Raw genomic sequence first — 25,406 nt, 5'->3', positions numbered from 1 at the left:
TGGAAACAGCTTTTCAGGGGAGATGGATGCAGCCTGTAAATCCGCTGCCAGCCCTGCCGCACTCTTTTCCCTTTAGGGATACGTCCCTTACCCTTTTCCGCCGTTTGTCGGGTGAGCTTCACTTTCAGCTTCCTTCGGGGTGATGTCTATATCATAAGCCATTCCGGCGAATTTGAAAACCGCCGGAAAACCCCGTATTCGGGAATGGTTTTGAATTTTCAGTCAATTACTCCGCCATATTCGCATATCCTTACAATTTCTTAATAAAGCGCTTACAACCATTGTCCATATCTTTGGCGTAGTTGCAGATGGTTGTTCACAAATTTGTAATAATTTTATTGCGGAACGACATTCCCTGGGATATAGTAACGGTGAGGACCATTCAAGGCGTCCGGCCGTGGAGTGCAGGAGCTTCACCGGACATGCCCACAGGAGGGAAATGCAATGGCAGAAGCAAATACAACCGAAACCCGGGTCGAAGGTCGGGAGTTTATTCTGGAGAAAACCTTTGACGCTCCCCGGGAGCTGGTGTTCCGGGCATTCACGGAAGCGGAGCATCTGAAGCATTGGTGGGGGCCCCGCGGCTGGACCATGCCGCATTGCTCCGTGGATCTGCGGCCCGGAGGGGTATGGCATTACTGTATGAAATGCGAAGACCCCAGCCAAGGAGACTTCTATGGTATGGAGTCCTGGGGCAAAGGCGTCTACGGCGCCATCGACGCGCCGGTTGGTCTTACCTACACCGACTACTTTTCCGATGCGGAGGGAAAGGAGGCGGAAGGAATGCCTGCCACGGAGGTAGTGCTTTCCTTTACCGCTGCCGGGGACAAGACCCGGGTAGTCTGCCGCAGCATCTTTGACACGGAGGAGAGCTTGCGCCAGGTGCTGGAGATGGGAATGGAGCAGGGCATTCTGGAAACCTGGGGCCGTCTGGAGGACTATCTGCCATCATTGGCACAATAACTTTTGCAGGGAGGCCCGTTCTTTGTGGAGCGGGCTTTTTTCGGGTTGGAAATAAAAATGACGTTTACGGATGAACTCCGCGGCAGATGCGGTGCCGATGTCCTGGGGGGTCGGTTGTGACGCGGACCATCTGACGGTTGCGAGCGGAGCCCCATTGATGGCTGTGGGCCGATTGTCTGCTGGCTGTGGGTCGACCGTCTGCTGGTTGTGGGCCGGCCGTCTGCTGGCTGCGGACAGAGCATCCGTTATTTTTCTCATTTGGCCCGTTTATTGATGTTCGCGGACAGACAATTCGTTATTTTGCTTCAGAAGCAAGGAGAACCGGAGTTTTTTCACACTTAACGGATTCTGTGTCCGCTCCGGAGAAAAATAGGCCGATTTTCGAGAAATAACGGAACCAGGGTCCGCCGAATAAGACGCATGGTGCCGGCCCGGAGCTAAAGGGGAGGAATAGCCATCCATGCTGCGTTTCCCGCCGCACCTTTAGACCGATGAAATGTCGAAGATGTCCCTCAAACCGGCTTTGCCGGTTTCGAGGCAAACCTTTGCAAACTTACAGCCAGCTTTCAGATAGGGTTCAGTGGGCATTCAGCTTGAGCGGGTACTGTAGAGGTATTCCAAGCTGAAAGGTGGATGCAGAACATGCGCAACCACATCACTTCCAAACTGTTGTCCTTTGCCCTATTATCCACGGCTCTGGCGGCCTGCAGCACAGCGCCGGACAATGCGGCAACCTCCGCTGCCGCGGCAACTGCGGGTTCTGCTTCTTCAGCGGCCTCCGCTGCCGTGGAAGGCAATGTGACGGCAAGCCCCGTTACCGCCAAAATGGTCACCTACACCTCTGACGATAGCTACACCGATTGGACCAAGGAAAAACCCAATACCATTCAATTGCAAGGCAACACCGCTGCCATCACGGGGACCGGGGCGGTAGTGGAGGGCTCCACCATTATGATTGCCCTCCCCGGCGTGTACGTTATCAGCGGCAAGCTGGATGACGGCCAAATTGTAGTAGACAGCCAAAGCTCCGGGACAGTGAAGCTGGTGCTGAACGGCGCGGAGATTACCAGCAAGACCAATGCCGCCATTTATGTGAAAAAAGCCGACAAAACGGTAGTTTCCCTTCCTGAGGGCACTGCCAATGTTTTGACGGACGCGGCGGAGTATGTCTACAGCGATCCCAAGGAAGACGAGCCCAACGCCGCCTTGTTCAGCAAAGACAATCTGACCATTAACGGAACAGGGGCGCTCACGGTAAACGCCAACTATAACAACGGCATCATGAGCAAGGATGAGCTGAGAATTACCGGCGGCAGCATCACGGTTTATTCCGTGGATGACGGCATTGTGGGCCGCGACATGCTGGCCGTTAAGGACGGTACCTTGGTGGTGGAAGCCCAGGGCGACGCCCTCCGCTCCACCAATGACGAAAAAGCGGATAAAGGCTTTATCGCCTTATCCGGCGGAACCTACAAGCTGACCTCCGGCAAGGATGGCATCCAGGCGGCGGGCTCCCTGCTGATTTCCGGCGGGCAGTATGCGCTCACCACCGGAGGCGGCAGCGCCAATGCGGCGGCCAAGGCCCAGGACGGCTGGCAGCAAATGGGCGGCGGCCCCTTCGGCAACGGCGGCGGCGCACCTGCGGGCAATGCTGCCCCCGCAGGCAATGCTGCCCCTGCCGGCAATGCCGCATCTACCGGCAACGCCGCGTCGGTTACAACAACTGCAGCAACCGCCACCGCGACGGAAAAAACCAGCGCCAAGGCCATTAAAGCGGCGTCCGATCTGGCTATTACCGGCGGCAGCTTTACCATCGACTCTGCCGATGATGCCGTGCACAGCAACAATACCTTGTCCATCGGCGGCGGCGAATTGACCATCACCTCCGGCGATGACGGGCTGCATGCAGATGCCTCGCTGACAGTTTCCAACGGAACCATTTTCATCAAGAAGAGCTATGAAGGCATCGAGAGCAAGCAGATTACCTTGGCCGGCGGCAAAATCGAAGTCACCGCCAGCGACGACGGAATCAATGCGGGCGGCGGCAATGACGGCTCCGCTGTGAACGGCCGTCCGGGCCAAAACAGCTTCAGCGCCTCGGGAGACACATGGCTGAACATTACCGGCGGCAGCCTTGCGGTGAACGCCGCAGGCGACGGCCTGGATTCCAACGGCATCATCACCATGTCCGGCGGGACGGTAACCGTTGACGGCCCTTCGGACAATGGAAACGGGGCCTTGGATTACGACGGCAGCTTCACCCTGACCGGCGGCTCGCTGGTGGCGGCAGGCAGCTCCGGCATGGCCCAGGCGCCCTCTGAGGATTCCTCGGTCTACTCCGTCATGATGAGCTTCACCTCGGCCCAAAAAGCGGGCACCACGGTAACCTTGACGGATAAGAGCGGCCAGGTGGTGGCCTCCTTCACCCCGGCCAAGCAGTTCCAAACCATTGTCTTCGCTGCACCCGGATTGGTCAAGGACGGCACCTACACCGTCTATACCGGTGAAACCAAGGTGGTGGAATTTACCCCTTCAGGCTCTGTCACCTACCTCTCGGAGACCGGTGTTACCACCAAGCCGTCCGGGGGTATGGGCGGAGGCGGAATGGGGGGCGGCGGCCGAATGGGCGGCCAACAAGGCCAGATGGATGGCGGTATGGGAGGCGGAGGCCAAGGCCAGATGGGCGGTCAACAAGGCCAACAGGGCCAACGCGGCCAGCGGCAGGGCGTGCAAGGTCAGACCGGCGGACAGCAATAGGACTAACAGGGCCTCCTCATATACAGCAAAACCCGGCGGGACGGCAGTTTCCGCCGGGTTTTTGTCAATCCGCGTCACACATCCGGACCGCAAGAATGGCTACAATTATTTTTTCCGGGAATTTCCGGGGCGAAGAGAGCATCTATAAGATATGGTTATGATATAATGTTACCGCAATCCTTCAAATTTGCAGAAACGGAGTGTGCCCTGAAATTGGACACCAACTGGAAACGAAGAATTACCCTGTTTCTCGCCACCCAGACCATATCCCTGTTTGGAACTGCCTTGGTGCAATACGCCATCACCTGGCATATTACCCTGACCACCCAGTCAGGCAGCATGATGACCATCGCCATTGTCTGCGGCTTTTTGCCCACCTTCTTCCTGTCTCCCTTTGCCGGGGTGTGGGCGGACCGCTACAACCGCAAGCGGCTGATTATGATCTCCGACAGCGCCATTGCGCTGACAACCTTGATTATGGCTCTTCTGTTTCTATCAGGGCATGGGTCCCTGTGGCTGCTCTTCTTGATGTCGGCCATCCGCGCCTTGGGTTCGGCAGTGCAGACGCCTGCTGTGGGAGCGATTTTGCCGCAGCTGGTGCCCGAGGATCAATTAACCCGCGTGAACGGAATCAACGGAAGCATTCAGGCGCTGATCATGCTGGTGGCCCCCATGGCCAGCGGCGCTTTGCTGGGGATGGCCCCGTTGGCAGCGATTTTCTTTATCGATGTGGTTACCTGCTTCATCGCTGTTGGCGCCTTGTTCCTGTTCCTGCGGGTTAAAGACCATGACCGGATGCAGAACCGGCAGGAGGGCGGGTATTTCAACGATATGCGGGAGGGGCTGCGGTTTATTGCAACCCATTCCTACCTCAAGCAATTCTTTATTTTCTGCGGCTTCTTCTTTGTTTTGGTGGCCCCTGCCGCATTCCTTACGCCTCTGCAGGTGGCCCGCAGCTTCGGAGAGCAGGTATGGCGGCTGGTGGCCACGGAGATTACCTTTTCCATAGGCATGATGCTGGGCGGTCTTATCATCGCCTCGTGGGGCGGCTTCCGCAACAAGCTTCATACCATGACGCTGTCCTGCATTATTATGGGGGCCTGTACAGCAGCATTGGGGATTGTGCCGATGTTCTGGATGTACCTGGCCATTATGTCCCTGTTCGGCCTCACCATGCCCTTGTTCAATACCCCCGCCACCGTGCTTCTGCAGGACCGGGTGGACAAGGACTTTACCGGCCGGGTTTTCGGCGTGTTCGGCATGATCACCAGCTCCATGATGCCCATCGGCATGCTGGTGTTCGGGCCAATGGCCGATGCCGTAGCCATCGAATGGATTCTGCTGGCCACCGGCGCGCTCTTAATGATTCAAGCCTTGTTCCTGTTGAAAAATAAAGCTCTGCTGAAGGCGGGAGCTCCCCTGGAGTCCGGCCCGGCGTGAGAAGCGGAAGCATAACAGCGCGGGTGATCCCGCCCCTCACAAAAAACGTCCTGTACCTTCCTCCGGGAAGGCGAACAGGACGTTTTTTTCTTGAACTCTTAGAAAGTATATATTGGGGAAGCGGCTCGGCTTCTTGACAAACGCAGGTTGTCAAAGGATGCCGACGGGCGTTTCGTCACAGCTGGGCGGACAGAGAATCCGTTATTTTCCGAATGTGCTCCGTTTTCAGATGTACACGGACAGACGTTCCGCTATTTTGCTCCAGGAGCCTGGAATCGCCTGCTTTTTCAGATTTAACGGATCGTGAGTCCGCGTGGGAGAAAAAAAGGCGGATTTTAGCGAAATAACGGAACCACAGTCCGTCAAACTCAAACACCAAAACTCAAACACCAAGACTCAAACACCAAACTCAAACGTCTTGATAAACGCGCAGCTCCAAAGGACGCCGCACGCGTTTTTCTCATTCGGGAACGGGCTCCCCCTCTTCTTCATCCCCCGCCGCCGCTTCCAGTGCCGCTAGCCGCGCCTGATCCGCCAATAAAAGCGCGGCGGTTTCTTCCAGCAGGCAAGGATCGGCGTCCCTGGCCAGCCACCCTTCCTCCAGCTGGCGGCTGCTGGCGGCAGCGCCTTGCAGATAGCTGTACATAATCTGGGCCTCATCCACATCGAACCGGGTAATGGGACCTTGCTGCTCTGTTCCGGAGGCGGCATAGGCAGCCCGCACCAGCCTGCCGATCTCCGGAGCCAGGGCCGTCCGCAACGCTCCTTCAACGGGCAGGGGCAGCCGGTGGTTCAGGAGCAATCGGTTGCCTTTGATCAGGAACAGCTTGGCCATTCCGCCGTCCATGTCCTCCAGCACCAGGGAGATATGTCCCGTCTCCGCGAAGCTGATCATCTTTTCCCTCTGCAGCAGATATTGGACTGCTCGACCCTCATCCCGGTATCTGGCGGCAGCCTCAAAGTCAAAGCGCTCGGCAGCCTCCACCATTCGCTTCTCCATCAGCTCGGAAATCTCTGTGCTCCGCCCCTCCAGGAACAGAATGATCCGGTCCACAATCCCTTCATACACCTGCGCCGCGTTTCCCCCGGCGCACATGCCGATGCACCGCCCCAGCGCATGGTTCAGGCATGGCCCGCGACCGCCGGCAGGGTTGCTGCAGACAATCCGCAGACACTCCTTGATCCCGTCCAGCGCACGCTCTACAGTGCCCCGGCTGCTGTACGGGCCGAACCGGCGGAGGCCGCCGTCCTCCTCCGGACGGTAGCTGACCGCCAGGCAGCGCAGACCGTTCTCTTTGGCCCGGCGGATGGTGATGTAGGTATAGGCCTCCGGATTTTTCATTTTCCGGTTATAGACAGGACGCAGCTCCTTGATCAGGCGGCATTCCAGCAGAAACGCTTCAAATTCCGTATCTGTATGGCGTACCTCCAGATCCCGGATATGGGAGACCAACACACGGGTTTTGGGGCTGTGGCCGCTGCTTTTGACAAAATAGGACTGGACTCTGCGCCGGAGCTGCTTGGCTTTGCCCACATAGATGATATTGCCCAGGGAATCCTTCATCAGATAGACGCCGGGGGTTAGAGGCAGCGCCTTGACCTTATCCTTCAATTGCTCCTGCATGTGCCGCTTCCCCTCCCCAACCGGCGGGCTTTCCACCGTTTTCCTCTATGATAGGACAGACTGGGCAGGCAGCGCAATCGGCAAGACCATACCCAAAGCGGTGCCTTGTGGGAAAGCGGACGCGAGAACCCGTTCCGTTTCCTCTTTTTTTCGAAAAAACTTGGACCGGCCCTCTTGACCTTGGAGCGGCACCAACGCCTATGATAGGGATAATTCCGGAAGAATGAAAGGTTGAATGCGATGCATTACACGATTGGCGAGTTGGCAAAAGTGGTCAATCTGTCCACCGATGCCATCCGGTATTATGAGGAAGTCGGGCTTCTTTTGCCCCATCATGTGGACCCGGTTAACCGGTACCGCTATTATACGCCGGAGCAAATCGGCAGAATTACGGAAATTATCGAATGGAAGGAATGCGGCCTGACTCTGGAGGAGATCGGGGACATGCTGGGCGGAGCGGACCTGGACAAGCGGCAGGAGATATTTCAGCAGAGGCTTGCCGACATGCTGGACAAGGAAGCGAGACTGGCACGGTCCATCCTCCTGCTCCAGAAGCGGATAGCCGCCCTAAAGGGGGCATCTACCGAAATGAAAATGGTATTGATTATTGATGATTCGGAATTTGTGCGGCAATGTATTGCCGATGTTCTGGAGCGGCAAGGCTGGACGGTGGCGGGGTCTGTGCCGGACGGGGAGCAGGGGCTGGAGCTGTACGGCCGGCAGCAGCCTGATGTGGTTGTGCTGGACATCGGGCTCGAGGGTATGGACGGCATCCAGGTGCTGAAAAACATCCGGCAGCAGGACCCTAACGCCAAAGTGGTGATGTGCTCCGGCAGAGGCACTCCGGAGGTGGTGCAGGAATGCCTCATGAGCGGGGCGGCGGAATTTGTGGCCAAGCCGTTTCTGCCGCATGTTTTGGCGGATGCGGTGGCTGCGGCCGTGCAGTCTCCCGCTGCGGGCTGAAGCATCAGGAGTATTCTCCCACATACCAGTCCAGCATTTTGCGGGCGATGCTGACGGGAGACGGAATGACGGGCAGCCTGTCCGGGTCAAACCACTGGGCGTCCACAATTTCTTCGCCGTCTACCTGAATCTCGCCGCTCTTATAATCTGCAATGAAGCCGATCATCAGGGAGTGGGGGAAAGGCCATTGCTGGCTGCCGAAGTAGCGGAGGTTGGTGATAGTGATGCCAACCTCTTCTTTGATTTCCCGGCGGACGCAGTCCTCCAGCGTTTCCCCCGGCTCCACGAAGCCTGCGATCAGACCGTACATATTGTTGGTAAAATGTCTGGCCCGGGCCAGGAGCACCTGCCGCCCCTTGAGGATGGCGGTAATCACCGCAGGCGCCAAACGGGGGAAGCTTACGCTGCCGCAAGCGGGGCATAGCATGGCATGTTCCTTGGGCGAAGGCACGGTTTCGGTGCCGCAGGCGCCGCAGAAGCGGTGGGCAAGGCCCCAGGCTACCAATTGGACAGCCCGGCCTGCCAGGTGGAACAGGCCTTCGTCCATTTTGCCGTAGAGGCTTCTTAAAGGGTGGAAGGCTAAACCCTCCGCCAGCCCTGTAGCGGTTTCTGTACCGGCGGCGGCATAGCAAGGGATGCCTTTCCAGGTGCCCAGGTAATGGACACGGCCAGGCGCAAGGCCCAGTTCTTCCGCCCCGGCGGCTGAAGGAACCTCCAAGCCGTCCGCATCTTCCCGCATCAGCAGGCTTCCCGACCGGGAAATAAACCAATAGGCGGCAGTACCCGGCTCATGGTCGGGAATATAAGCGGGAATATAGTGGGTGTAAATGCTCTCTCGAGGTGCAAGCATGTGCAGGACCCTTTCTGGTCAAGTCTCGATTGAAATTGCGGTTGTGCGGCAAGGCTATTTTCAAGATAACAGATGTCCGCAGGACTGGCAATTTGCCCGGGAATTTGGGACAATATAGGCACATTGCAAAAAGGAGAGTCCACATGAACAAGCCTTCGATTTACGGACTGGCCTTTGATGAGCTGGCAGCCTGGCTGGAGAGCCATGGGCATAAGAAACACCGGGCGCTTCAGGTATGGGATTGGCTGTACCGGAAGCGGGTGGGAGAATTCGCCGTCATGTCCGATGTGCATGAATCCTGCCGCGTTTTGCTGGAGGAGCATTTTGCCGTTCAGACGCTGGAGGAGCATACCCGGCAGCAGGCTGCCGACGGGACCATCAAGTTTTTGTTCCGCCTGGCGGACGGCGATCTGATCGAAACGGTGCTGATGCGCCATAAATACGGGTTATCCGTCTGTGTGACCACACAGGTGGGCTGCAATATTGGCTGCAGCTTCTGCGCCAGCGGCACCATGGCCAAGAAGCGGGACCTGGATGCCGGAGAGCTGACCGGCCAGATCATGAAGGTCCAGTCGTATCTGGACCGGCATGAACCGGGGGCCAAGGTCTCCCATCTGGTGGTGATGGGAATCGGCGAGCCACTGGACAATTGGGACAACCTGATGTCCTTCCTGCGCATTGTCATGGACCAAAAGGGACTGGTCATCGGCCCGCGGCATATTACCGTGTCTACCAGCGGCCTGGTTCCGCGGATTCGGGATTTTGCCGACGCTATGCTGAAGGTCAATCTGGCGGTGTCCCTGCACGCGCCCAATGATGAACTGCGCACCCGGATTATGAAGATCAACCGGGCCTATCCTCTCCGGGAGCTGATGGACGCCATCCATTATTACCAGAACAAAACCGGACGGCGCATTACCCTGGAATATATCCTGCTCCAGGATGTCAACGACCAGCCTGCCCATGCCCTGGAGCTGGTGGGGCTGATCGGCGACCGGAAGGAGGCGACCGGGGTCAACCTGATCCCCTACAATCCGGTGGACGAGTTTCAGGAATACAAGCGGAGCAGCCGGGAAGCGGTGGATGCCTTTTATGATGTGCTCAAAAAACACGGCATCAACTCCACCATCCGCCAGGAGCAGGGGGCGGATATAGACGCCGCCTGCGGCCAGCTCCGCTCAAAGCAGCTGCGGGGCGTATAGGGCGGCAAGGCGAAGCAAAAAACCTTCGCCTCCGCGAAATGGCGGATTTGAAGGTTTTTTCTCACATCTAAAATTATCCGGTTTGTGGCGGAGCCAGCCAATGAAAGGCTTCGAAATTCCGCAGGACACCGAATGCCAGGGTGAGGGTCAGCATAATCCCCATCACGATGCTGCCGGTGCGTTTCATCCCTTTGCGCTGGGCCGACCAATACAGGGCATAAAGCGGGATCAGAGCAAAAGGCAACGCATTAAAGCGGAGGGCTTGTGCCGGGTCAAGCTCCAATAGGGCCAGAAACATCCGGGTGATCCCGCAGCCGGGGCAGTACAATCCTGTGACCGTGTAGAAGGGGCAAGGGATTCCCAAGTGAGTGTACGGTAGCCACACCTTCAGATAAAGCAGTCCTCCTGCCGCAGCCGCCGTCGTCCCGACCAGCCGCTTAGGGAGAGGCCGGAACAGCCGATTAATAACGGGCCATCTTGTTGACATCGGCTTGAACCAAGGCCAGAGTGACAATTTGCAAACCGAAGAAGTGGAGAATCAAATAAATCAGGGCATTATCGGAGGCATGCCAACCCCGCTGATGCTGGGCCTGCTCCACCTGACGACCGATCTGGAACGCCCATACATAGCTCCAAATACCGCAGGTGACCAGCGTGAGAAGGAAATGCTTGCCGCCGGTAAACTCATGGTCGCCGCTTAACTTTCCGACATCACTGGTTAATACGATAAACCAATAAATCCCGTAAATCCCGCATGTAATCAAAGTCAGAATAACTGCAACTGCCACGCCGCGCTGCTCTACCATGCTCCACCGTCCCAATAAAATTGTGATAAAAAACTACACAAGCCGACAAAGGCTAGCTTGAGTATACTGAATTGTATTGGAAGGTTCAAGAAAAAATTCCTGCTATTCCATCTGCACAACAGTTCCCTCCGGGACCACCTGCACCCAGGTGTTTCCGGGCAAAAGAGGGATCTCTGTGCTGCCTGCATAGACGCGGAGCATGCCGTCCTTTTGCTGCCAGGTGACGGACAGGGCGCGGCCCTCCTGGATCAAGGTTCCCTTGCCGGGGCCGGTGACATTCACGCTGCGCCGTCCCTCCTTGTCCAGCACGGCGTGCTTTGCTTCCAGCACCAGCAGGTTGCGGGTATGCAGCTGGCCGCCGGTTTCCTTATCTGCGTGGGGCTCGCCGTCCATGCTGCGCAGGTAATATTCCTTGTCCGCGTCATAATCATAGGAGACCACGTAGCCGCGGATGTACGGAATTTTCACGCGGCTGGCCGGGTTTGTCCCGGAGGCGGCAGCCGTGGGGGAGACGCCTTGGGCGGCAAACAGCAGCCCCTTCTGCTTCCATTCCTTGCGGAATTTCCGGGTTTCCGCACCCTCTGCTATTTTTGCGGTGGAGGTGTAGAGATTATGAGGAGCCTTGCGGTCCGTAGCCCGCCAGTAGAAGGCATGATCCCCATAGACCTGATCCAGATGGTTCAGCTTATGGCTCTGCAGCAGGTTCATGGCATCCTGGCTCCAGCCGGCATGAACGATCACCGCGTCCAGCATCTCGCCCAGCTCCACAAAGTAGGGCCTGATGCTGCGCACTGGCCCGATTATCTCCACGGGCTGGCTTTGGAACACGCTGACAAACCGGGTGATTTCCCCCTCCGCCAGGATTTCAAAAACCAGATCGGCCTGCTGCAGGCCGGATTGCGGCCGGGCCTGGGGAGCATTTTCCACCATGACCATATATGGGCGAGTTGTCATTTCGGTTTCGCTTCCCAGTCCTGTAAGGGGATAACGGAAGGGAGCGGGAGTGGGAGTGGCCGGCAGCACAGATGCGCCTATGGAAGCGGCGGCGGATGCGGCGGGGGACATACCCGGCTCACTGCCGGAAGGGGCTTCCGGGGAGCAGGCCGTCAGAACGGCGGCGGTGCAAGCTCCCATCAGCAGAAGACGGAAGCGGAACAAAGGTTGGGATTGCATAACCATCAGTGACAGCCCTCATTTCTGTTGTGGGCGAAAGCTCGCCCAACGGATTCATATTCTTCCATTTCGCCGCGGAGCCGGCCGAATCCTGTTGGGTATACGAAATAATGGAAACGTTTGGTGACATGGCCTGGCGCGTCGTCCCCCGGATACGGATGAAGAGGAGAACCTGTATGAAGCCCACCTGCAAAAAAATAGCCAATGCTGCGGCGGCAGCCATAACCGCCGGGGTCTTGCTCCTGGCCGCAACCGCCTGCGAATCCGCCGGCAGCGGCAATGGCAACGCCTCCTCCGGGAAGAACATGCTTCCCGCTGTTTCCTATGGCGGCCAAATGCCGGGAGCGGCCGACCGGGAGGAGCAGCTCTACCGGTTCATCCGGGAGAAAATGAGCGGTCCCGACGGCGTATGGACCAATTATACGGACACGGAGCAGAACAAAGAGGCTGCCACCGGCCATGAAATTTTAAGCGAATCCGCCTCCCTTCTATTGCGCTACCAGGCGCTGGCGGGCAAGCGGGAGGAATTTGCCGCCGGTTGGGAGCAGGCCAAGCGGGTGTTTGACCGGGAGCGGCTGTTCAGCTACCGGTACAGCCCGAAGCTCTCCAAGCAGTATCCGCTGAATGCCGCGGTGGACGACCTGCGGATGATCCGGGCGCTGTATGAAGCGGGGGAGGCCTTTGGCGATGAGGCATACACGGCCGAGGCGGACCGGTACGCCCTCCGCTTCGCCAAGTACAACATCCGGGACGGCGGGATCAGGGACTTTTATGATGAGACTTACGACATGGCAAATCCGTTTATTACGCTTTGCTATATTGACCTAAAGACCCTGGACAAACTTCCTCTACCGATCAAAAGTCATTCCTCTCTCATGGAAAAAATGCAGAAAATTGTCGCGGATGGATACATTTCCGACTTGTTTCCCTTCTATCAACTAAGGTACAATTATGGAAGCAATTCCTATGAATCGGACTCCGTCCGTACGGTAGAGTCGCTTTTGACCATTCTGTCCCTGGCAGAAATGGGCAAAGCGCCGGAGCAAAGCCTCCGCTTTATTAAGCGGGAGGTGCTGCACGGCGCCTTGTACGGCGCTTATTCGCTTGAGGGACAGCCCCTCAATGACATCCAGTCCACCGCCATCTACGCATTGGCGGCCATGATCGGCTCCCAGACCAACGACCGGGAGATGTATGAAGCGGCGTTGCGCAGAATGCACGCTTACCGGGTGGAGGACCCGGCTAGTCCGTTGTACCGGGGTTACGGCGATGCCGCCAGCGGCCAGGCCTACTCCTTCGACAACCTAATGGCCCTATTGGCCTATCGCTACTAGAATGAGGAAGGGTGATGCACATGGGGCTTAGGCGCATTCCGTCCGGATTGCAACGGGCCGCAATTTTTGCGGTCCGTTTCATTTCGCCGGCGGCATTGGCTGCGTCCGCCGTTCTGATCATTACGGCGCTGGCCCTGTTTGTTCCGCCCTTCGTGGGCATGGCGGACAACGGCGACTATTACCGCATCCTCTATGGCAATGGGCTTTATTTCAGCCAGCCGGATTACGACAGTCGGTATTTCGGCTATTTCGTGCGGGAATACGGCATTTTTCAATATTTTAATGAACATCAGACCCTGCTTTATTCCTCCCAATCCCTGTTGATTCGGCTGGCATTGGCCGTGAACAAGCTGGTATACAGCACCACCGTTTTTGATATCCGCATTCAGGCGGCTTTATTGACCCTTATGTATACGGCAGCCGTCTATCTGCTGGTGGAAGGCATCACGTGTCGGATGTCCCGGGCACGGGGGTATGCTGCAGCTTTATTGGTGGTGTTCGTATTGGCCGACACAGGCTATACGGCCTATTTCAATTCCTTCTTCGGGGAGAGCATTGTTCTGGTCATGATGGTCACTCTGATGGCTTCGTGGCTGCTGTTCTACCGGAAACGGTATAACGATTATGTCCTGCTGGCTTTGTTTGCCGTCAGCGCCCTGCTCCTGATCACCGTCAAGCAGCAGAATGCCCCGGTAGGCGTGGTTTTGGCCGTAGCGGGGGTGTCCCTGCTCCTGATGCGCCGGGACAGACTTTTCCGGTTTTTGGCAGGGGGCATTCTGGCTCTGCTTTTCGCCGCCGGAATCGTCACTTACGTATGGATTCCCAAAGACTTCGTGCATATTAACCAGTACCATGCCATGACCCGGGGTGTGCTGCAAACAACGGATAATCCCGAGAAGGCGCTGGAGTCCTTTGGCATGAATAAGCAATATGCTCTTCTTAAGGGAACCATCTATTATGCCCCTTATTCCACGGTAGATGTGGACGGAAGCCACATGGGCGAGAACTTCTACAACAAATACGGGTTTGTCTCCATCGCCGCTTACTATGCGGCACACCCCGGGGAACTGGGGGCTCTGCTCAATGCGGCGGCGCGCAATGCCTTTACCATCCGCCCTCCGGCTATGGGCAGCTTTGAGAAGTCGGCGGGAAGGGACTTCGGAGCCCAAACCCGATTCTTCTCCGCCTATAGTCTGTTGAAACAGGCCGCAGCCCCCAGGACCTTTGGCTTCATCGTCATCTGGATGGTGCTCGTTGCAGGCCTGTATATGCCGGGATTTGTGCAGGCGGTCCGGGTCCGGGACATGCGGCATATTCAGAAGCTGGCGTTGGTAGTGGCAGGCATGGGCATCGGGCTGTCGGGCATTGTCGTATCCATTATCGGCGCGGGAGACGCGGATTTGGCCAAGCATGAATTTCTGTTTACCTTGGGCTTTGATCTGGTCAGTGTGCTGTTCGTTGCCGATCTCGTAGGCAAGGAGCTTGGGTACCAACAGATGCCGGATCAGCCGTCAAGTGCCAGGAAGCCGGCAGCAGTTCTTCCTCCAATCGCGAACAAAGGTGTGAATGCCTAAATGACCATGATCCTCCCCAAAATACTTTTGCGCCCGCTGCTGATTCTGGCAGCGGCCTCTTGTATTTGGCTGCCGGGTCCTTCTCCAGTTGCGGCAGCGGCTCAACCGACGGCTTCCACCGAGGAAATTCCGGTATTGCTGCTGTATGACAGCCTGGCTATCGGCACTCCCCGGGCAAAAGAAACAGCTGCCTTAAGCCGCCTGCTGATGACCATGGGAGCCAAGGTGACCGTGGAGCCTATTAGCGCCTACCGTCCGGGGACTCTGGCGAATTACAAGCGGCTGCTGGTGCTTCGCCTTGATCCCGCCATTGAGCATGACGCGCCCGAGCTTGTGGAGGAGCTGGAGAGCTTCCCCGGCAGTGTGCTGCAGTTGGGCGGCGCTCCTCAGGCGGAAGCCGGGAAGCTGCCTTCCCGCCAATATGGCCCGGCGCCGCAGGGGGGAGCAGCCGGACGGCTGGCCGCAGCCCGGCTGCTCCGGGAGTGGATGGGCCTGCCGGGCCACGGGCAGCTGTACGTGCTGGTCCGCGGCTTTACCCCCTACTCCGACTCCACTCTTCTGCGGAGCATGGCCGATGAACTGTATGCCGCAGGGATACCCTTTATGCTGGGGGCCCGGCCGGTGCTGGATAATCTTCAATTCCCCGCAGCCAAACGCTATGCGGAGGCCCTCCGTTACATCCAGCCGAGACAGGGCAGCGTGCTGATGGAGGCGCCTGCCGTATTTGGGCCTATTGTTGGAGGAGCGGACCCGCTGCAAAGACAAATCTCGGCCTTTCTTGATATGATCATGGAGGCGGGGGTAGCCCCCCTGGGGATTGCGGCGGAGCAATATTGGAGCTTTGACCGGCATTACAGCCGTGAAGGAATGGGATTCTTCGATTCATTGGTGTTGTATGCGGACCATACAGACACGCCGATGTACCAGGAGAGAAGCACGGAAGCGGCCTATTTTCAGTCCGCTTTGTACAGCATCAGCCCCGATTTTCCGGACGAATGGGAAATGCTAAGATCATCTCCCTCCTCGTATCCCGCGGACGCGGCAGTAACCCTGGATTTTCCCGAAAGCCAGGACGAGCTGGATATTCTGGTGAAGGAGCTCAAGGCGTATCCCGCCGTATTTGCCGATTACCGCCAACGGGAGCATACCACCCGGACCGCTGGCTATACGGCCTCCGCCCAGGCAGGCAAGGTGACGATCAATGGTGCGCCCCTTGCATTGGATACCGGGGAAGCAGGAGGGGATGAGCCGGACGAGGATTATTTGTATGTGGAGCGGGAGAAGGCCAGCTTCAAGGGATTTTTCCAGGCCCAAAACCGGATTTTCCTGACGGTGGTGGTGGCTGCCCTGGTTGTGCTTACGTTGTTTATCGCCGCGGGCAGACGGCTGTACCGGCGCAAATTTTTGAAATAGGGGTAAACTCATGAGGCTTCCCGATCTTCTGATGGTTATTGCAGTAGTGGCTATATGGTCATTGCTGCTGGTTAATGTGGCGCTTATCATCGCGGGTTATATCTACTACATAAGAACCGAGCGCAGTTCTTCCCCCAAGCTTGAGGGGGAGTACCCCTTTATCTCCATTCTGGTTCCTGCCCATAATGAGGGCAAAGTGATTGTCCAGACAGTGGAAGCGCTGCTGGCCTTTGATTATCCGGCAGACCGCTATGAGCTGATCGTCATTAACGATAATTCCTCGGACAACAGCGCCGCCCTCCTGGCGGATGTGCAGCGGCGTCATCCCGGCAGGCAGTTCAAAGTGATCAACACGGACAAGATAACCGGAGGCAAAGGCAAGTCCAATGCCCTGAACATCGGCTTCGGGGAAAGCCGCGGAGAGCTCATCGCCATCTATGATGCCGACAATACTCCGGAGCGGGACGCTCTGCGCATTCTGGCGGCGGAGATTACGGGAGACCCAACCTTGGGAGCTGTCATCGGCAAATTCCGCACCCGCAACCGGGACGCCAGCCTGCTTACCCGGTTCATCAATATCGAGACCCTCTCCTTCCAGTGGATGGCTCAGGCGGGACGCTGGCAGCTGTTCCGGCTGTGCACCATTCCCGGCACCAACTTCATCATGCGCCGCAGCATTGTTGAGGCGGTAGGCGGTTGGGATGTGAAGGCGATTGCCGAGGATACGGAAATCAGCTTCCGCATCTATATGATGGGCTATCGGATCAAATTCCAGCCCAAAGCCGTCACCTGGGAGCAGGAGCCCCAGACGGTGAAGGTGTGGTTCCGCCAGCGCAGCCGCTGGGCCAAGGGAAATGTGTACGTGATTGTGAAAAACATCCCGCTTCTGTTCAAACGCTCCGCACGCAAAATCCGGTTTGATATCCTGTATTATATATCCATTTATTTCCTGCTGGTGGCTTCGCTTGTCACCTCGGATACCCTGCTTGTCCTTCATGCTCTGGGCTACGTCCATACCTCCATTGCCGGGATCAGCACATTGCTGTGGCTGTTGGCCATTCTGCTGTTTGTGCTGGGAACCTTCACTACCTTGACGACGGAAAAGGGAGAGATGTCCTTCTCCAACTTGTGGCTCATCATGCTCATGTACATAACCTATTGCCAGATGTGGATGGTGGTGGCCGTTTTCGGCCTTTATCATTTTGCCAAGGACCAGATCCTGAAGCGGGAAGTGAAATGGTACAAAACAGAGCGGTATTAGGCTAAAAAGGAGACCCATCTATGGTTGTAAAAAAGGCAGCGTTATCGGTTTTCATCATAATCGGACTATTGATGCAGGGGAACTGGACCCAGGCTGCCATTCTCCTGACCAAAAGCGGGACACACAGCTATACCGTCCCTTTTGTCAGGGAGGAGGTTTCCCTGTCCGGCTCTGCGGGCTCAAGCGAAATGACCTTTCAGCTCCCTTCCTACTGGGAGGTAGGCCGGGTAAAGGTAATCCTGGATGTGCAGGTCAGCCAGGTATCCCGGAAAGAGTGGTCCACCGTCACCCTGTCCGTAAACGGAAAGCCCTTCTACTCCTTTCACCCGGAGACAGGAGGGGAAACCGGACAGCATGTGGAGGCGCCGGTGCCTGTAGAGCTGCTTGTTCAGGGAGGCAATGTGCTGAAGCTGCAAACCGAGCTGCGGGCATACGCGGATGACCAGGTTTGCGTAGAGGATACCCAGGTTGCCCATTGGCTGCGGATCGGCGCCTCCTCCCGCGTTGAAACCGAATACGGGTTGCGTCCCGTGGAAGACTCCATCCGGGACTTTAATGCCCGGATGGCAGGTCCCGATGCCGTTGCCGCAGGCCGCAGCCTGGTGACCCTTCCCGCCGACCCCAAAGCGGCGGAATGGGAAGCCGCGGCATATGCCTTGACGGGGTTTGCCCGAACCAATCTGCTGACGGAGAATGCCATCCCGCTTTTGCCGTATACGGCGGAGCATATTCAGGACAAAGAATATGTGACCCTGATCGGCCTTTACGACAGTCTGCCCCAGGAGCTTCAGGCGCTGGTCCTGTCCGGTTCGTCTGCAGTCGGTGCCGGTGAAGCTGCGGCTGCCGCGCCCGATCTGGATCGTCAGGGGCTCATCCGGCTGGTCGGCATGCAGGATAAGGCCATATTGATTGTGACCTCCCGTTCCCCGGAGATGCTCATCAAAGCGGGCAGACTGGTGGCCAACCAGGAGCAGATTGGCCAGGCTGCCGGGAATATGTTGTTGGTTGACGACTCAACCGATGTGTCCAAGCCTGCAGCCGGGTTCAGCCGGGAAATCCGTCTGACCGAAAACGGCGATGAACTGAAAGGGCCTTTCCATCAGGAGCGCAGCTACTATATTGCCATGCCCGGAAACCTGGAGTTGGGGAATGCCAGCAAGATCGCCCTGGATTTCCGCTACTCCGAAAATCTCAACTTCGACCGTTCCCTGATCACCGTGAAAATCAACGGCGTGCCCATCGGCAGCAAAAAGCTGCACAAGGAGCTGGCTCAAGCCGACCGGGCCGTGTTTACTGTTCCCGGAGATATGGCGGTGTCAGGCAGCTTCACCGTAACTGTGGCCTTCGATCTGGAGGCGGACTTCAATGCCTGCGCAGTCAGCAGGAATGAAACGCCCTGGGCGTACATCACCCCGGACTCCCAACTGCAGCTTCAGTCCCGGCAGAGAACGGAATTGCTGCTGAACAACTATCCGTATCCCTTTGTCCAGGACGGGCAGTTTGCCTCCGTATCCGTCATTCTTCCCGACCGGCGCGACAATGAGCTGTACCGGACAGTGGGCAATCTGTTTCACCTGTTGGGCCGGTATGCAGCAAGCAACACCGGTGAAGTGAAGTTCAGCCAAGCCTCCGCCGCGCCGGAGGAACTGAAGAACCGGAACCTGATTGCCATCGGCTCCTACCGGGACAATGCGGTTATCCGGGCGCAGAATGACAAGCTGTATTTCCGTTACGACAAGGACGGGACGCGGATTCTCTCCAATGAAAAAATCAGCCTGGAGGCCGGGTATGCCGCCGCCATAGGGACGCTTCAGCTGTTGCCTTCCCCTTATGGAGGGGGAGGGATGCTTGTAGTGACGGGAGCGGAGCCCAATTCCGTATTCCGGGCATCCCGGCTGCTGGCCGGAGAGGAGGCGCTTTGGAGGATTTACGGCGACGGAGTTTTCACGGACCGGGACGGCAAGATTCAGGCGTTCCGCTTCAAGAAGGCCTCCGGCGTCAAGACGGCTCCGGGACTGGATGAAATCCTGCAGCGCAAGGATGTGGTGGCCTTCACGGCAGCGGCGGTTCTGGTGCTGGCGTTGGTGCTGGTATCCCTGATCCTGCTGGTGAGGAAGCATACAAGAAGAAAGGCCCATAAAAAATCGACAAGGAGGAGACGATCATGAGACGGACCTCGCCCGCGCTTGTATCGGATGCCGCTCTCGTCGGCTTTATGCTCCTGTGCCTGGTGGCCATTTTGTTTATCACCGCCGATCCGGAGCAGGCCATGGTCAATGTGATCATGCTGGCCGTCGCCTTCTTGATTGCCGTGATCACCTTTTTCTCCTCTGTAACCGCAGGGCTGGTGCTGAATGTGATGTTCATCTTTGGCTACGGCAGTCTGGTCCTGTACCAGACTGTGGCCCAGGCCGGCGTCATTGAGGGCCGCACTTATTTCTGGCTGTTGATGACGCCGCTTTTTACCCTGGCCATGTGGCTGTATTCCTGGTCCGCCCGCCGGCTCCAGGAAGAGAATGACAGCTTGCGGGAGCAGTCGGCCAATTTGGCAACGCTGGATGTGAATACCGACTTGAAGAACAGCCTTGCTTTCCAGAAGGATGCAGGCGTCTTTACCGGTCTTTCCGTCCGCTACAACATTCCGTTGACCCTCCTGGTTTTAAAGGTCAGATATTGGCAGGAGATCAGGCGCTTTATCCCTGCCGACCAGTTGAGCGAGACGATTCTGGATATCTCCCGGATCAGCCAATCCAGCATCCGGACCAACGATATTCTGTATTTGCTGGATAAAGAAGAAGCCACCTGGGGTCTCCTCCTGTTTACGGACAAGGAAGGGGCCAAGGTGGTGATGGAGCGGATCAGGCAGAAGCTCTATGAATTCAACACCGGCGTGTTTACGGACAAATACAAGGTGAAGCTGGTCCTGAAGATTGGGGCAGTGGAATACAGCCCCGAGACCATTCCTTCCCCCCTGGCATTTGTGGAGCAGGCTGTTAAGCAACTGGAGTATGATGTGTAGGAAATGAAAAAAAGAGCCGCGAATTGCGACTCTCAGCCCCTACAGGTTAACGGCCTAGGTTGGTTATTTCTTCCCATCGCCAAACTCAAACGCCTTGATCAACCCGAAGCGATGGGGGCAAGGGGCGCGTAANGCCAAACTCAAACGCCTTGATCAACCCGAAGCGATGGGGGCAAGGGGCGCGTAATCGAAAAATCAACTACAATTCCGGAAAAAGGGCTCAAAAAGAGGATTATATACGAAATTTCATATATATTTCCGGCTGAAGCGAGTGGAGGAGCGACATAAGCACGAAATTTCATGCTTATTAGGTGCAAATGGGCTCATTTTGAAAAATATACTCGAAAAATCATATCCAGCTCCAGCACCGGAAGTACGAGGCCCCTGTTGCAGGTGACTCGCTTCTCCGAAGTGCTTCGATCGAAGCCTTTCTAACGCGGTTGTGCTGTAGTTTTGTTCCAAGCGGCCTACCGCAGGAACCGGCGAACCAGCTTTAATTTATCCTTGTAGGGCGGGAAGACCAGCCCTGTTTCCAGGCGGGTGGTCTTCTTGAGAACGCTCTTGCGGTGAGAAAAAAGCTCAAAGCTGTGCCGGCCATGGTAAGCGCCTATCCCCGATTGGCCGACTCCCCCAAAGGGCAGGGCGGAGCTGACCACATGGGAGATGGTGTCATTGACGCAGCCGCCGCCGAAGGAAACACGGCTCAGCACCAGGCTCTCCGTCTTTTTGCTCTCCGTAAACAAATACAGCGCCAATGGTTTGGGCCGATCCTGAATCTGCCGGATGGCATCCTCCAGACGGTCATAGGTCAGGATGGGCAGAATCGGGCCGAAGATTTCCTCCGCCATGGAGGCGTCCTCCCATTGGGCTTGGTCCAGCAGCGTCGGCCCGATATAGCGCTCCTCCCGGGACATGGCCCCGCCGTGGACAATCCGGGAGCGGTCCTGCTCCACCATGGCGGCCAGCCGGTCAAAGTGCCTTGTATTGATAATCCGCCCATAGTCCGGACTCACGGAAGGATCTTCGCCGTAGAAGCGGACGATAGCCTCCTTCATCCGCCGGACCAGCTCATCCTTAATGGCCGAATGGGCCAATACATAATCCGGCGCGATGCAGGTTTGGCCGGTATTCATCAGCTTGCCCCAGATGATCCGTTTGGCGGCCACTTCCAGATTGGCGTCAGGCTCTACCACCACCGGACTTTTGCCGCCCAGCTCCAGCGTCACCGGCACCAGGTTCTCGGCCGCCGCCTTCATGACAATCCGGCCCACCGCCGCGCTGCCGGTAAAGAACATATAATCAAAGGGGGCGTGAATCAGCGCCTCAACCGTTTCCTTTTCCCCTTCCACCACCTGGATATACTCCTCCGGGAAGGTCTCCCCGATCAACCGGGCCACCGCCGCCGCTACCGCCGGAGCAGCCTCCGAAGGCTTCAGCACGGCGCAATTGCCTGCCGCGATAGCTCCGATCAGCGGTTCAATCAACAGCTGGAGCGGATAATTAAACGGCCCGATAATAAGCACCGAGCCATACGGCTCCGGCTGAACCCAGCTGCGGGAGGGCTGCAAATGAAGCGGCACCGCCGCTTTTTTGGGCTTCATCCATTTGCCGAGCTTCTTCATGGTTTCCCCGATGCTGTGCAGACAAAATCCCACTTCCGTGGTATATCCCTCAAACTCGCCCTTCCCCAAATCCTTGCGGAGGGCTTCAAGCAGCGGTTTTTCAAAGCGGAGAAGAGCGCTTTTAAGCCTCCGCAGCTGCTCCAGACGAAAAGACAATTCCAGTGTTTGACCGCTTCTCCACAAGCTCCGCTGCGCTTCCACGATGCTGACCGCTTGCTCCTTCGTCGATACCTTCATGCGGGAACTCCTCCAATACAAGGATGGGCGTTGACAAGCCCTGTTTCTCTCCATACTACTGTATGCCCTATTCTGGAAGCAAACTGCACCTTGTATACGGGAGCGACATATCATAAGGGGAAAATTGGCCGCGATGGAGATGAGCATATGGCCTTACCCCAAATTGATATTGTCATTCCCGCCATTGAAAAGGATTTGGCGACCCTGCCCCATGTGATTGATGCTCTGCGCAAGCAGGTACAGCATCCCATTGGGCAAATTCTCATTATCGCTCCGCGCAAGCAGCGGATCATGCAGCTCTGCGCCGCGAAGGGCTGCAGATTTGTGGATGAGGACACGGTCCTGCCCATCACCAAAAAAGACATTCATTACAGCTCCAACCGCTGGGAGCGGTCGGGCTGGCTCTATCAGCAGCTGCTGAAGCTGGGGGCAGCCAGACTGTGCAGCGCCAAGTATTACCTGGTGGCGGACGCGGATACGGTATTGATCCGGCCCCATCGGTTCCGCACAGGGGAAGGCAAGACGGTTTTCTATACCCGGGATTGGAGCCAAAGCGAATATTTTGTCACCTACCGGAAGCTGATGGGCCAAAAAACGGCGGCCCCCTCATCGCTGGTCACCCACTACATGCTGTTCGAGAAGGCGCAGGTGGCCAAACTGAAGAAGACCATTGAGGCGAGGCATGGCGTAAGCTGGTATAAAGCCATTATCCGCAGCATGAACCGGAAGAAGCAGTTCGCCTTCTCCGAGTTTGAAACCTACGGCAACTTCCTGTACGGCCGGATGCCCCAAAAGGTAGTGCTGCGCCCGGCCCGGAACAAGGCTCTGCACACTCCCTTCCGCCTGCTGTCGGCCAACAAGCTGAAGTCCCTGGCCTCCCGCTACCGGTCCATCTCCTTGCATCAGCGCAAGGATTATACGAAGAAAGGGTAAAAAGCTCCAGAGCGGCTTCCCGTCCATACGCGTCTCCTGCAAATTTTGGTACAATACAATCAGCCAAGGGCAGAGGGCTTGACCTGTTTTGGTTCAAGGCCTCTGCCCTGTATCTTGCCGTAAGGAGCCGGACATGATGAAAAAGCTGGTTTATGTGGAGGATGACAAGGATATCGGACAATGGGTCAAGGAGCATTTGCAGGGGCAAGGCTTTGACGTAACCTGGCTAACCGGCGGGGAGGAGCTTGCCGAATATGCGGAACAGTGCGACTTGCTGATTCTGGACGTGATGCTTCCCGGTTTGGATGGATTTACCTTGGGGCAGCGCCTCAAGAAGAAATATCCCGGGCTTCCGGTTCTGATGCTTTCCGCCCGCGGCACCATTGAGGACAAGCTGGCGGGGCTGCAGTTTGCCGATGATTATATGACCAAGCCCTTTCACCCCGATGAGCTGGTGGCCCGGATCGAGGTGCTTCTGCGGCGCAGCGGGAAATTCGGCCAGACGGTTCTTGAGCTGCAGCATCTCTTGGTCTACCCGGAGGAGAACCGCATCGTCGATACCCGCACGGGAGAAGAGGTGCAGCTGACTGGCAAGCAGCATCATATTTTTCAGTATTTTCTGCAATGCGCCAACCGGATTCTGACCAAGGAGCAAATTTATGAGGCCGTGTGGCGGGAGCCTTACCTGGAGGGAGACAAGACGCTGATGGTCCATATCCGCTACCTCCGGGAGAAGCTGGAACGGGACCCCGGCCAGCCGGAGATCATTGAGACGGTCAGAGGCGTCGGTTACCGGCTGAGGACAAGGCCGTGAAGCGCAACTCCCTGATTATCCGCTATCTGCTGATTGTGCTGACCGCCTTTATGATGTGGCCGCTGGTATTTCCCGCGTCTTTCATCCTGTATCAGGGTCCACACGCAGTAAAGGAGTGGCTGGCAGAGGAGAACGGCCCGGCCAATCCCTATTCGTCCCGGCAGGAGCTGATCAGCCGTTGGCATCAGGAGGCGCGGCAGCTGGACGGCGCTCTCCCGGAAGCCATTGATGAAGCGTTGGCGAGGGTGAAAAAAGAGCTTCCCCAAGCCAGGCTCTTCTGGGTGGACGGGGACGGTCTGACCCGGCTTGCCCTTACAGATGAGGAATTGCCTGCCCAATGGTCCGCGGCGGAAGGGATTGCCTTTATGAAGCGGAGCTATGACGCCGACCCGTTTACTGTTGTGGCGTTTATCGGGCAAAAGCAGGAGCAGGGGTTTATGGCCCTTCAAGTGGACCAGGCGCTGATGCGGGACAAGCCGGCTTATGGCTTGCAGCAGTATTTTATCACCCTGTCAACGGTGTTCGTCATCTTTCTGGCGATCTCGTGGCTGTTTTTTTACCGCATCCGCAAGCGCCTGGTGGGTCTGGCGAGGGCAATGGAGACCGTGGATGAAGCGGGGATTCCTCATCCTGTGGAGGTGGGCCGCGGGGACGAAATCGGAGAGCTGGAGCGGGCCTTTAACGAAATGACCGGGCAGCTTCACGCAGGCAGGCGGCGGGAGGCCAGGGAGGAGACGCTGCGCAAGGAGCTGATTGCCAGCCTGTCCCATGATCTGCGGACGCCCATTACCATTATCCGCAGCCATGCGTATTCCCTGCGGAAGGAGGAGCTGCCGGCCCAGGCCCTGCAGTCTGCGGCGCTGATCGAGGGCAAGGCGGAGGAGCTTAGCCGGCTGATGGACAATCTCCTGTCGTATTCCCTGCTGTCGGCAGGCAAGCTGCCGCAAAGCCGGGAGGCTGTGGAGATGGGGCGGTTTCTCCGTACTGCGGCGGCCCAGTGGTACCCGGTGCTGGAGGAGCGGGGTTTCCGGGTGGAGGTGGATACCCCGGAGCATCCGGTTATCTGGCATACCGACCCGCAATGGATGACCCGGATTCTGGACAACCTGCTGCAGAATGTGGCCCGCCATGCCGGTTCAGGCGGCTATGCGGGACTTTCTCTCGGGGAGAACAATGGCAGGAGCATGATGGTTGTGGAGGACCGGGGACCTGGAATGGCAGGCGCTTCGGATAAAAAAGGGGCCGGGATCGGTCTGGAAATTGTGGCTCTGATGTGCAGGGAGCTGGGCATTTCCTTCCAGCTGGAGAGCGGGTCCGGGGGCACCCGGGCATGTCTGGGGGAGCCGGGGACTGGTTTAAACGAAATTTAACCTTGGGGTCCGTTGGTCTTAACCTCGGGCTGGTATGCTTAAGCCCGAGGT

Annotated in this window: 20 protein-coding genes; 14 read left to right on the top strand and 6 right to left on the bottom strand. The window is 57.2% G+C overall.

Annotation, left to right across the window (positions count from 1 at the left end):
• Positions 1–444: 444 nt before the first annotated feature.
• The 3 genes from DQG13_RS15975 to DQG13_RS15965 all read left to right on the top strand — a co-directional run bounded on the left by DQG13_RS15975 (position 445) and on the right by DQG13_RS15965 (position 5,160).
• A complete protein-coding gene (locus tag DQG13_RS15975; protein WP_113020783.1) occupies positions 445–963 on the top strand; it encodes an SRPBCC domain-containing protein in 519 nt (172 codons plus the stop codon).
• A gap of 642 nt (positions 964–1,605) precedes the next feature.
• Complete coding sequence (locus tag DQG13_RS15970; protein ID WP_113020782.1) at positions 1,606–3,720, top strand: carbohydrate-binding domain-containing protein; 2,115 nt, start codon at positions 1,606–1,608, stop codon at positions 3,718–3,720.
• Positions 3,721–3,885: 165 nt separating this feature from the next.
• Positions 3,886–5,160 (top strand): MFS transporter, encoded by a 1,275-nt coding sequence (locus DQG13_RS15965; protein ID WP_113020781.1) that lies wholly within the window; start codon positions 3,886–3,888, stop codon positions 5,158–5,160.
• Positions 5,161–5,620: 460 nt separating this feature from the next.
• On the opposite strand, the gene DQG13_RS15960 is transcribed toward DQG13_RS15965, so the two are convergent.
• Entirely contained in the window at positions 5,621–6,784 is a 1,164-nt protein-coding gene (locus DQG13_RS15960; RefSeq protein ID WP_113020780.1) for a GIY-YIG nuclease family protein, read from the bottom strand.
• A gap of 240 nt (positions 6,785–7,024) precedes the next feature.
• Between DQG13_RS15960 and DQG13_RS15955 the strand changes: the two genes are divergently transcribed.
• A complete protein-coding gene (locus DQG13_RS15955; protein ID WP_258525699.1) occupies positions 7,025–7,747 on the top strand; it encodes a response regulator in 723 nt (240 codons plus the stop codon).
• 4 nt (positions 7,748–7,751) lie between these two features.
• Here the strand turns inward: DQG13_RS15955 and nudC are convergent, their stop codons facing one another.
• Complete coding sequence (gene nudC, locus DQG13_RS15950; protein ID WP_113020778.1) at positions 7,752–8,597, bottom strand: NAD(+) diphosphatase; 846 nt, start codon at positions 8,595–8,597, stop codon at positions 7,752–7,754.
• A gap of 143 nt (positions 8,598–8,740) precedes the next feature.
• Between nudC and rlmN the strand changes: the two genes are divergently transcribed.
• A complete protein-coding gene (rlmN, locus tag DQG13_RS15945; RefSeq protein ID WP_113020777.1) occupies positions 8,741–9,799 on the top strand; it encodes a dual-specificity RNA methyltransferase RlmN in 1,059 nt (352 codons plus the stop codon).
• Between the two features lie 73 nt (positions 9,800–9,872).
• On the opposite strand, the gene DQG13_RS15940 is transcribed toward rlmN, so the two are convergent.
• The 3 genes from DQG13_RS15940 to DQG13_RS15930 all read right to left on the bottom strand — a co-directional run bounded on the left by DQG13_RS15940 (position 9,873) and on the right by DQG13_RS15930 (position 11,784).
• A complete protein-coding gene (locus DQG13_RS15940; protein WP_113020776.1) occupies positions 9,873–10,286 on the bottom strand; it encodes a DUF2752 domain-containing protein in 414 nt (137 codons plus the stop codon).
• Positions 10,261–10,605: a DUF4234 domain-containing protein gene (locus tag DQG13_RS15935; RefSeq protein ID WP_113020775.1), complete on the bottom strand. Its 345-nt coding sequence runs from the start codon at positions 10,603–10,605 to the stop codon at positions 10,261–10,263. Before DQG13_RS15935 ends, DQG13_RS15940 begins: the two co-directional genes overlap by 26 nt.
• Positions 10,606–10,707: 102 nt before the next feature.
• Positions 10,708–11,784 (bottom strand): DUF3048 domain-containing protein, encoded by a 1,077-nt coding sequence (locus tag DQG13_RS15930; RefSeq protein WP_113020774.1) that lies wholly within the window; start codon positions 11,782–11,784, stop codon positions 10,708–10,710.
• A 170-nt stretch (positions 11,785–11,954) separates the two neighbouring features.
• Here DQG13_RS15930 and DQG13_RS15925 point away from each other — a divergent pair, with 170 nt between their 5' ends.
• Genes DQG13_RS15925 through DQG13_RS15900 form a run of 6 tightly spaced genes read left to right on the top strand, consistent with a single transcriptional unit; the run spans position 11,955 to position 20,379 of the window.
• On the top strand, positions 11,955–13,112 hold the full coding sequence (locus DQG13_RS15925; RefSeq protein WP_113020773.1) for a hypothetical protein: 1,158 nt from the start codon (positions 11,955–11,957) through the stop codon (positions 13,110–13,112).
• Between the two features lie 20 nt (positions 13,113–13,132).
• Positions 13,133–14,686 (top strand): glycan biosynthesis hexose transferase WsfD, encoded by a 1,554-nt coding sequence (gene wsfD, locus DQG13_RS15920; RefSeq protein ID WP_113020772.1) that lies wholly within the window; start codon positions 13,133–13,135, stop codon positions 14,684–14,686.
• Positions 14,687–16,099: a hypothetical protein gene (locus DQG13_RS15915; RefSeq protein ID WP_113020771.1), complete on the top strand. Its 1,413-nt coding sequence runs from the start codon at positions 14,687–14,689 to the stop codon at positions 16,097–16,099.
• A 10-nt stretch (positions 16,100–16,109) separates the two neighbouring features.
• Positions 16,110–17,360 (top strand): glycosyltransferase family 2 protein, encoded by a 1,251-nt coding sequence (locus tag DQG13_RS15910; RefSeq protein ID WP_113020770.1) that lies wholly within the window; start codon positions 16,110–16,112, stop codon positions 17,358–17,360.
• 20 nt (positions 17,361–17,380) lie between these two features.
• On the top strand, positions 17,381–19,528 hold the full coding sequence (locus DQG13_RS15905) for a cellulose biosynthesis cyclic di-GMP-binding regulatory protein BcsB (protein ID WP_113020769.1): 2,148 nt from the start codon (positions 17,381–17,383) through the stop codon (positions 19,526–19,528).
• The gene (locus DQG13_RS15900) at positions 19,525–20,379 is read left to right on the top strand and encodes a diguanylate cyclase domain-containing protein (protein WP_113020768.1); all 855 of its coding nucleotides are present in this window, start codon (positions 19,525–19,527) and stop codon (positions 20,377–20,379) included. The genes DQG13_RS15905 and DQG13_RS15900 overlap by 4 nt, the downstream gene beginning before the upstream one ends.
• 467 nt (positions 20,380–20,846) lie before the next feature.
• Here DQG13_RS15900 and DQG13_RS15895 read toward each other — a convergent pair whose 3' ends face one another.
• Positions 20,847–22,238: an aldehyde dehydrogenase gene (locus DQG13_RS15895; protein WP_113020767.1), complete on the bottom strand. Its 1,392-nt coding sequence runs from the start codon at positions 22,236–22,238 to the stop codon at positions 20,847–20,849.
• Positions 22,239–22,385: 147 nt separating this feature from the next.
• Between DQG13_RS15895 and DQG13_RS15890 the strand changes: the two genes are divergently transcribed.
• The 3 genes from DQG13_RS15890 to DQG13_RS15880 all read left to right on the top strand — a co-directional run bounded on the left by DQG13_RS15890 (position 22,386) and on the right by DQG13_RS15880 (position 25,355).
• A complete protein-coding gene (locus DQG13_RS15890) occupies positions 22,386–23,171 on the top strand; it encodes a DUF6492 family protein (RefSeq protein WP_113020766.1) in 786 nt (261 codons plus the stop codon).
• A gap of 136 nt (positions 23,172–23,307) precedes the next feature.
• A complete protein-coding gene (locus DQG13_RS15885) occupies positions 23,308–23,985 on the top strand; it encodes a response regulator transcription factor (RefSeq protein ID WP_113020765.1) in 678 nt (225 codons plus the stop codon).
• Entirely contained in the window at positions 23,982–25,355 is a 1,374-nt protein-coding gene (locus DQG13_RS15880) for a sensor histidine kinase (protein WP_113020764.1), read from the top strand. The genes DQG13_RS15885 and DQG13_RS15880 overlap by 4 nt, the downstream gene beginning before the upstream one ends.
• Positions 25,356–25,406 lie beyond the last annotated feature (51 nt).

It is taken from the genome of Paenibacillus sp. YN15 (assembly GCF_003285005.1).
Taxonomy (GTDB): domain Bacteria; phylum Bacillota; class Bacilli; order Paenibacillales; family NBRC-103111; genus Paenibacillus_AR.
This window is presented reverse-complemented; position numbering and strand designations above follow the sequence as displayed.

What these genes read in the sequence shown, in the direction of transcription:
- wsfD (WP_113020772.1), top strand. Translation starts at nt 13,133, where the DNA reads ATGGGGCTTAGGCGCATTCCGTCCGGATTGCAACGGGCCGCAATTTTT.
- DQG13_RS15975 (WP_113020783.1), top strand. Translation starts at nt 445, where the DNA reads ATGGCAGAAGCAAATACAACCGAAACCCGGGTCGAAGGTCGGGAGTTT.
- DQG13_RS15890 (WP_113020766.1), top strand. Translation starts at nt 22,386, where the DNA reads ATGGCCTTACCCCAAATTGATATTGTCATTCCCGCCATTGAAAAGGAT.
- nudC (WP_113020778.1), bottom strand. Translation starts at nt 8,597, where the DNA reads ATGCTTGCACCTCGAGAGAGCATTTACACCCACTATATTCCCGCTTAT.
- DQG13_RS15895 (WP_113020767.1), bottom strand. Translation starts at nt 22,238, where the DNA reads ATGAAGGTATCGACGAAGGAGCAAGCGGTCAGCATCGTGGAAGCGCAG.
- DQG13_RS15900 (WP_113020768.1), top strand. Translation starts at nt 19,525, where the DNA reads ATGAGACGGACCTCGCCCGCGCTTGTATCGGATGCCGCTCTCGTCGGC.
- rlmN (WP_113020777.1), top strand. Translation starts at nt 8,741, where the DNA reads ATGAACAAGCCTTCGATTTACGGACTGGCCTTTGATGAGCTGGCAGCC.
- DQG13_RS15935 (WP_113020775.1), bottom strand. Translation starts at nt 10,605, where the DNA reads ATGGTAGAGCAGCGCGGCGTGGCAGTTGCAGTTATTCTGACTTTGATT.
- DQG13_RS15885 (WP_113020765.1), top strand. Translation starts at nt 23,308, where the DNA reads ATGAAAAAGCTGGTTTATGTGGAGGATGACAAGGATATCGGACAATGG.
- DQG13_RS15915 (WP_113020771.1), top strand. Translation starts at nt 14,687, where the DNA reads ATGACCATGATCCTCCCCAAAATACTTTTGCGCCCGCTGCTGATTCTG.
- DQG13_RS15965 (WP_113020781.1), top strand. Translation starts at nt 3,886, where the DNA reads ATGTTACCGCAATCCTTCAAATTTGCAGAAACGGAGTGTGCCCTGAAA.
- DQG13_RS15905 (WP_113020769.1), top strand. Translation starts at nt 17,381, where the DNA reads ATGGTTGTAAAAAAGGCAGCGTTATCGGTTTTCATCATAATCGGACTA.
- DQG13_RS15955 (WP_258525699.1), top strand. Translation starts at nt 7,025, where the DNA reads ATGCATTACACGATTGGCGAGTTGGCAAAAGTGGTCAATCTGTCCACC.
- DQG13_RS15930 (WP_113020774.1), bottom strand. Translation starts at nt 11,784, where the DNA reads ATGGTTATGCAATCCCAACCTTTGTTCCGCTTCCGTCTTCTGCTGATG.
- DQG13_RS15960 (WP_113020780.1), bottom strand. Translation starts at nt 6,784, where the DNA reads ATGCAGGAGCAATTGAAGGATAAGGTCAAGGCGCTGCCTCTAACCCCC.
- DQG13_RS15970 (WP_113020782.1), top strand. Translation starts at nt 1,606, where the DNA reads ATGCGCAACCACATCACTTCCAAACTGTTGTCCTTTGCCCTATTATCC.
- DQG13_RS15910 (WP_113020770.1), top strand. Translation starts at nt 16,110, where the DNA reads ATGAGGCTTCCCGATCTTCTGATGGTTATTGCAGTAGTGGCTATATGG.
- DQG13_RS15940 (WP_113020776.1), bottom strand. Translation starts at nt 10,286, where the DNA reads ATGTCAACAAGATGGCCCGTTATTAATCGGCTGTTCCGGCCTCTCCCT.
- DQG13_RS15925 (WP_113020773.1), top strand. Translation starts at nt 11,955, where the DNA reads ATGAAGCCCACCTGCAAAAAAATAGCCAATGCTGCGGCGGCAGCCATA.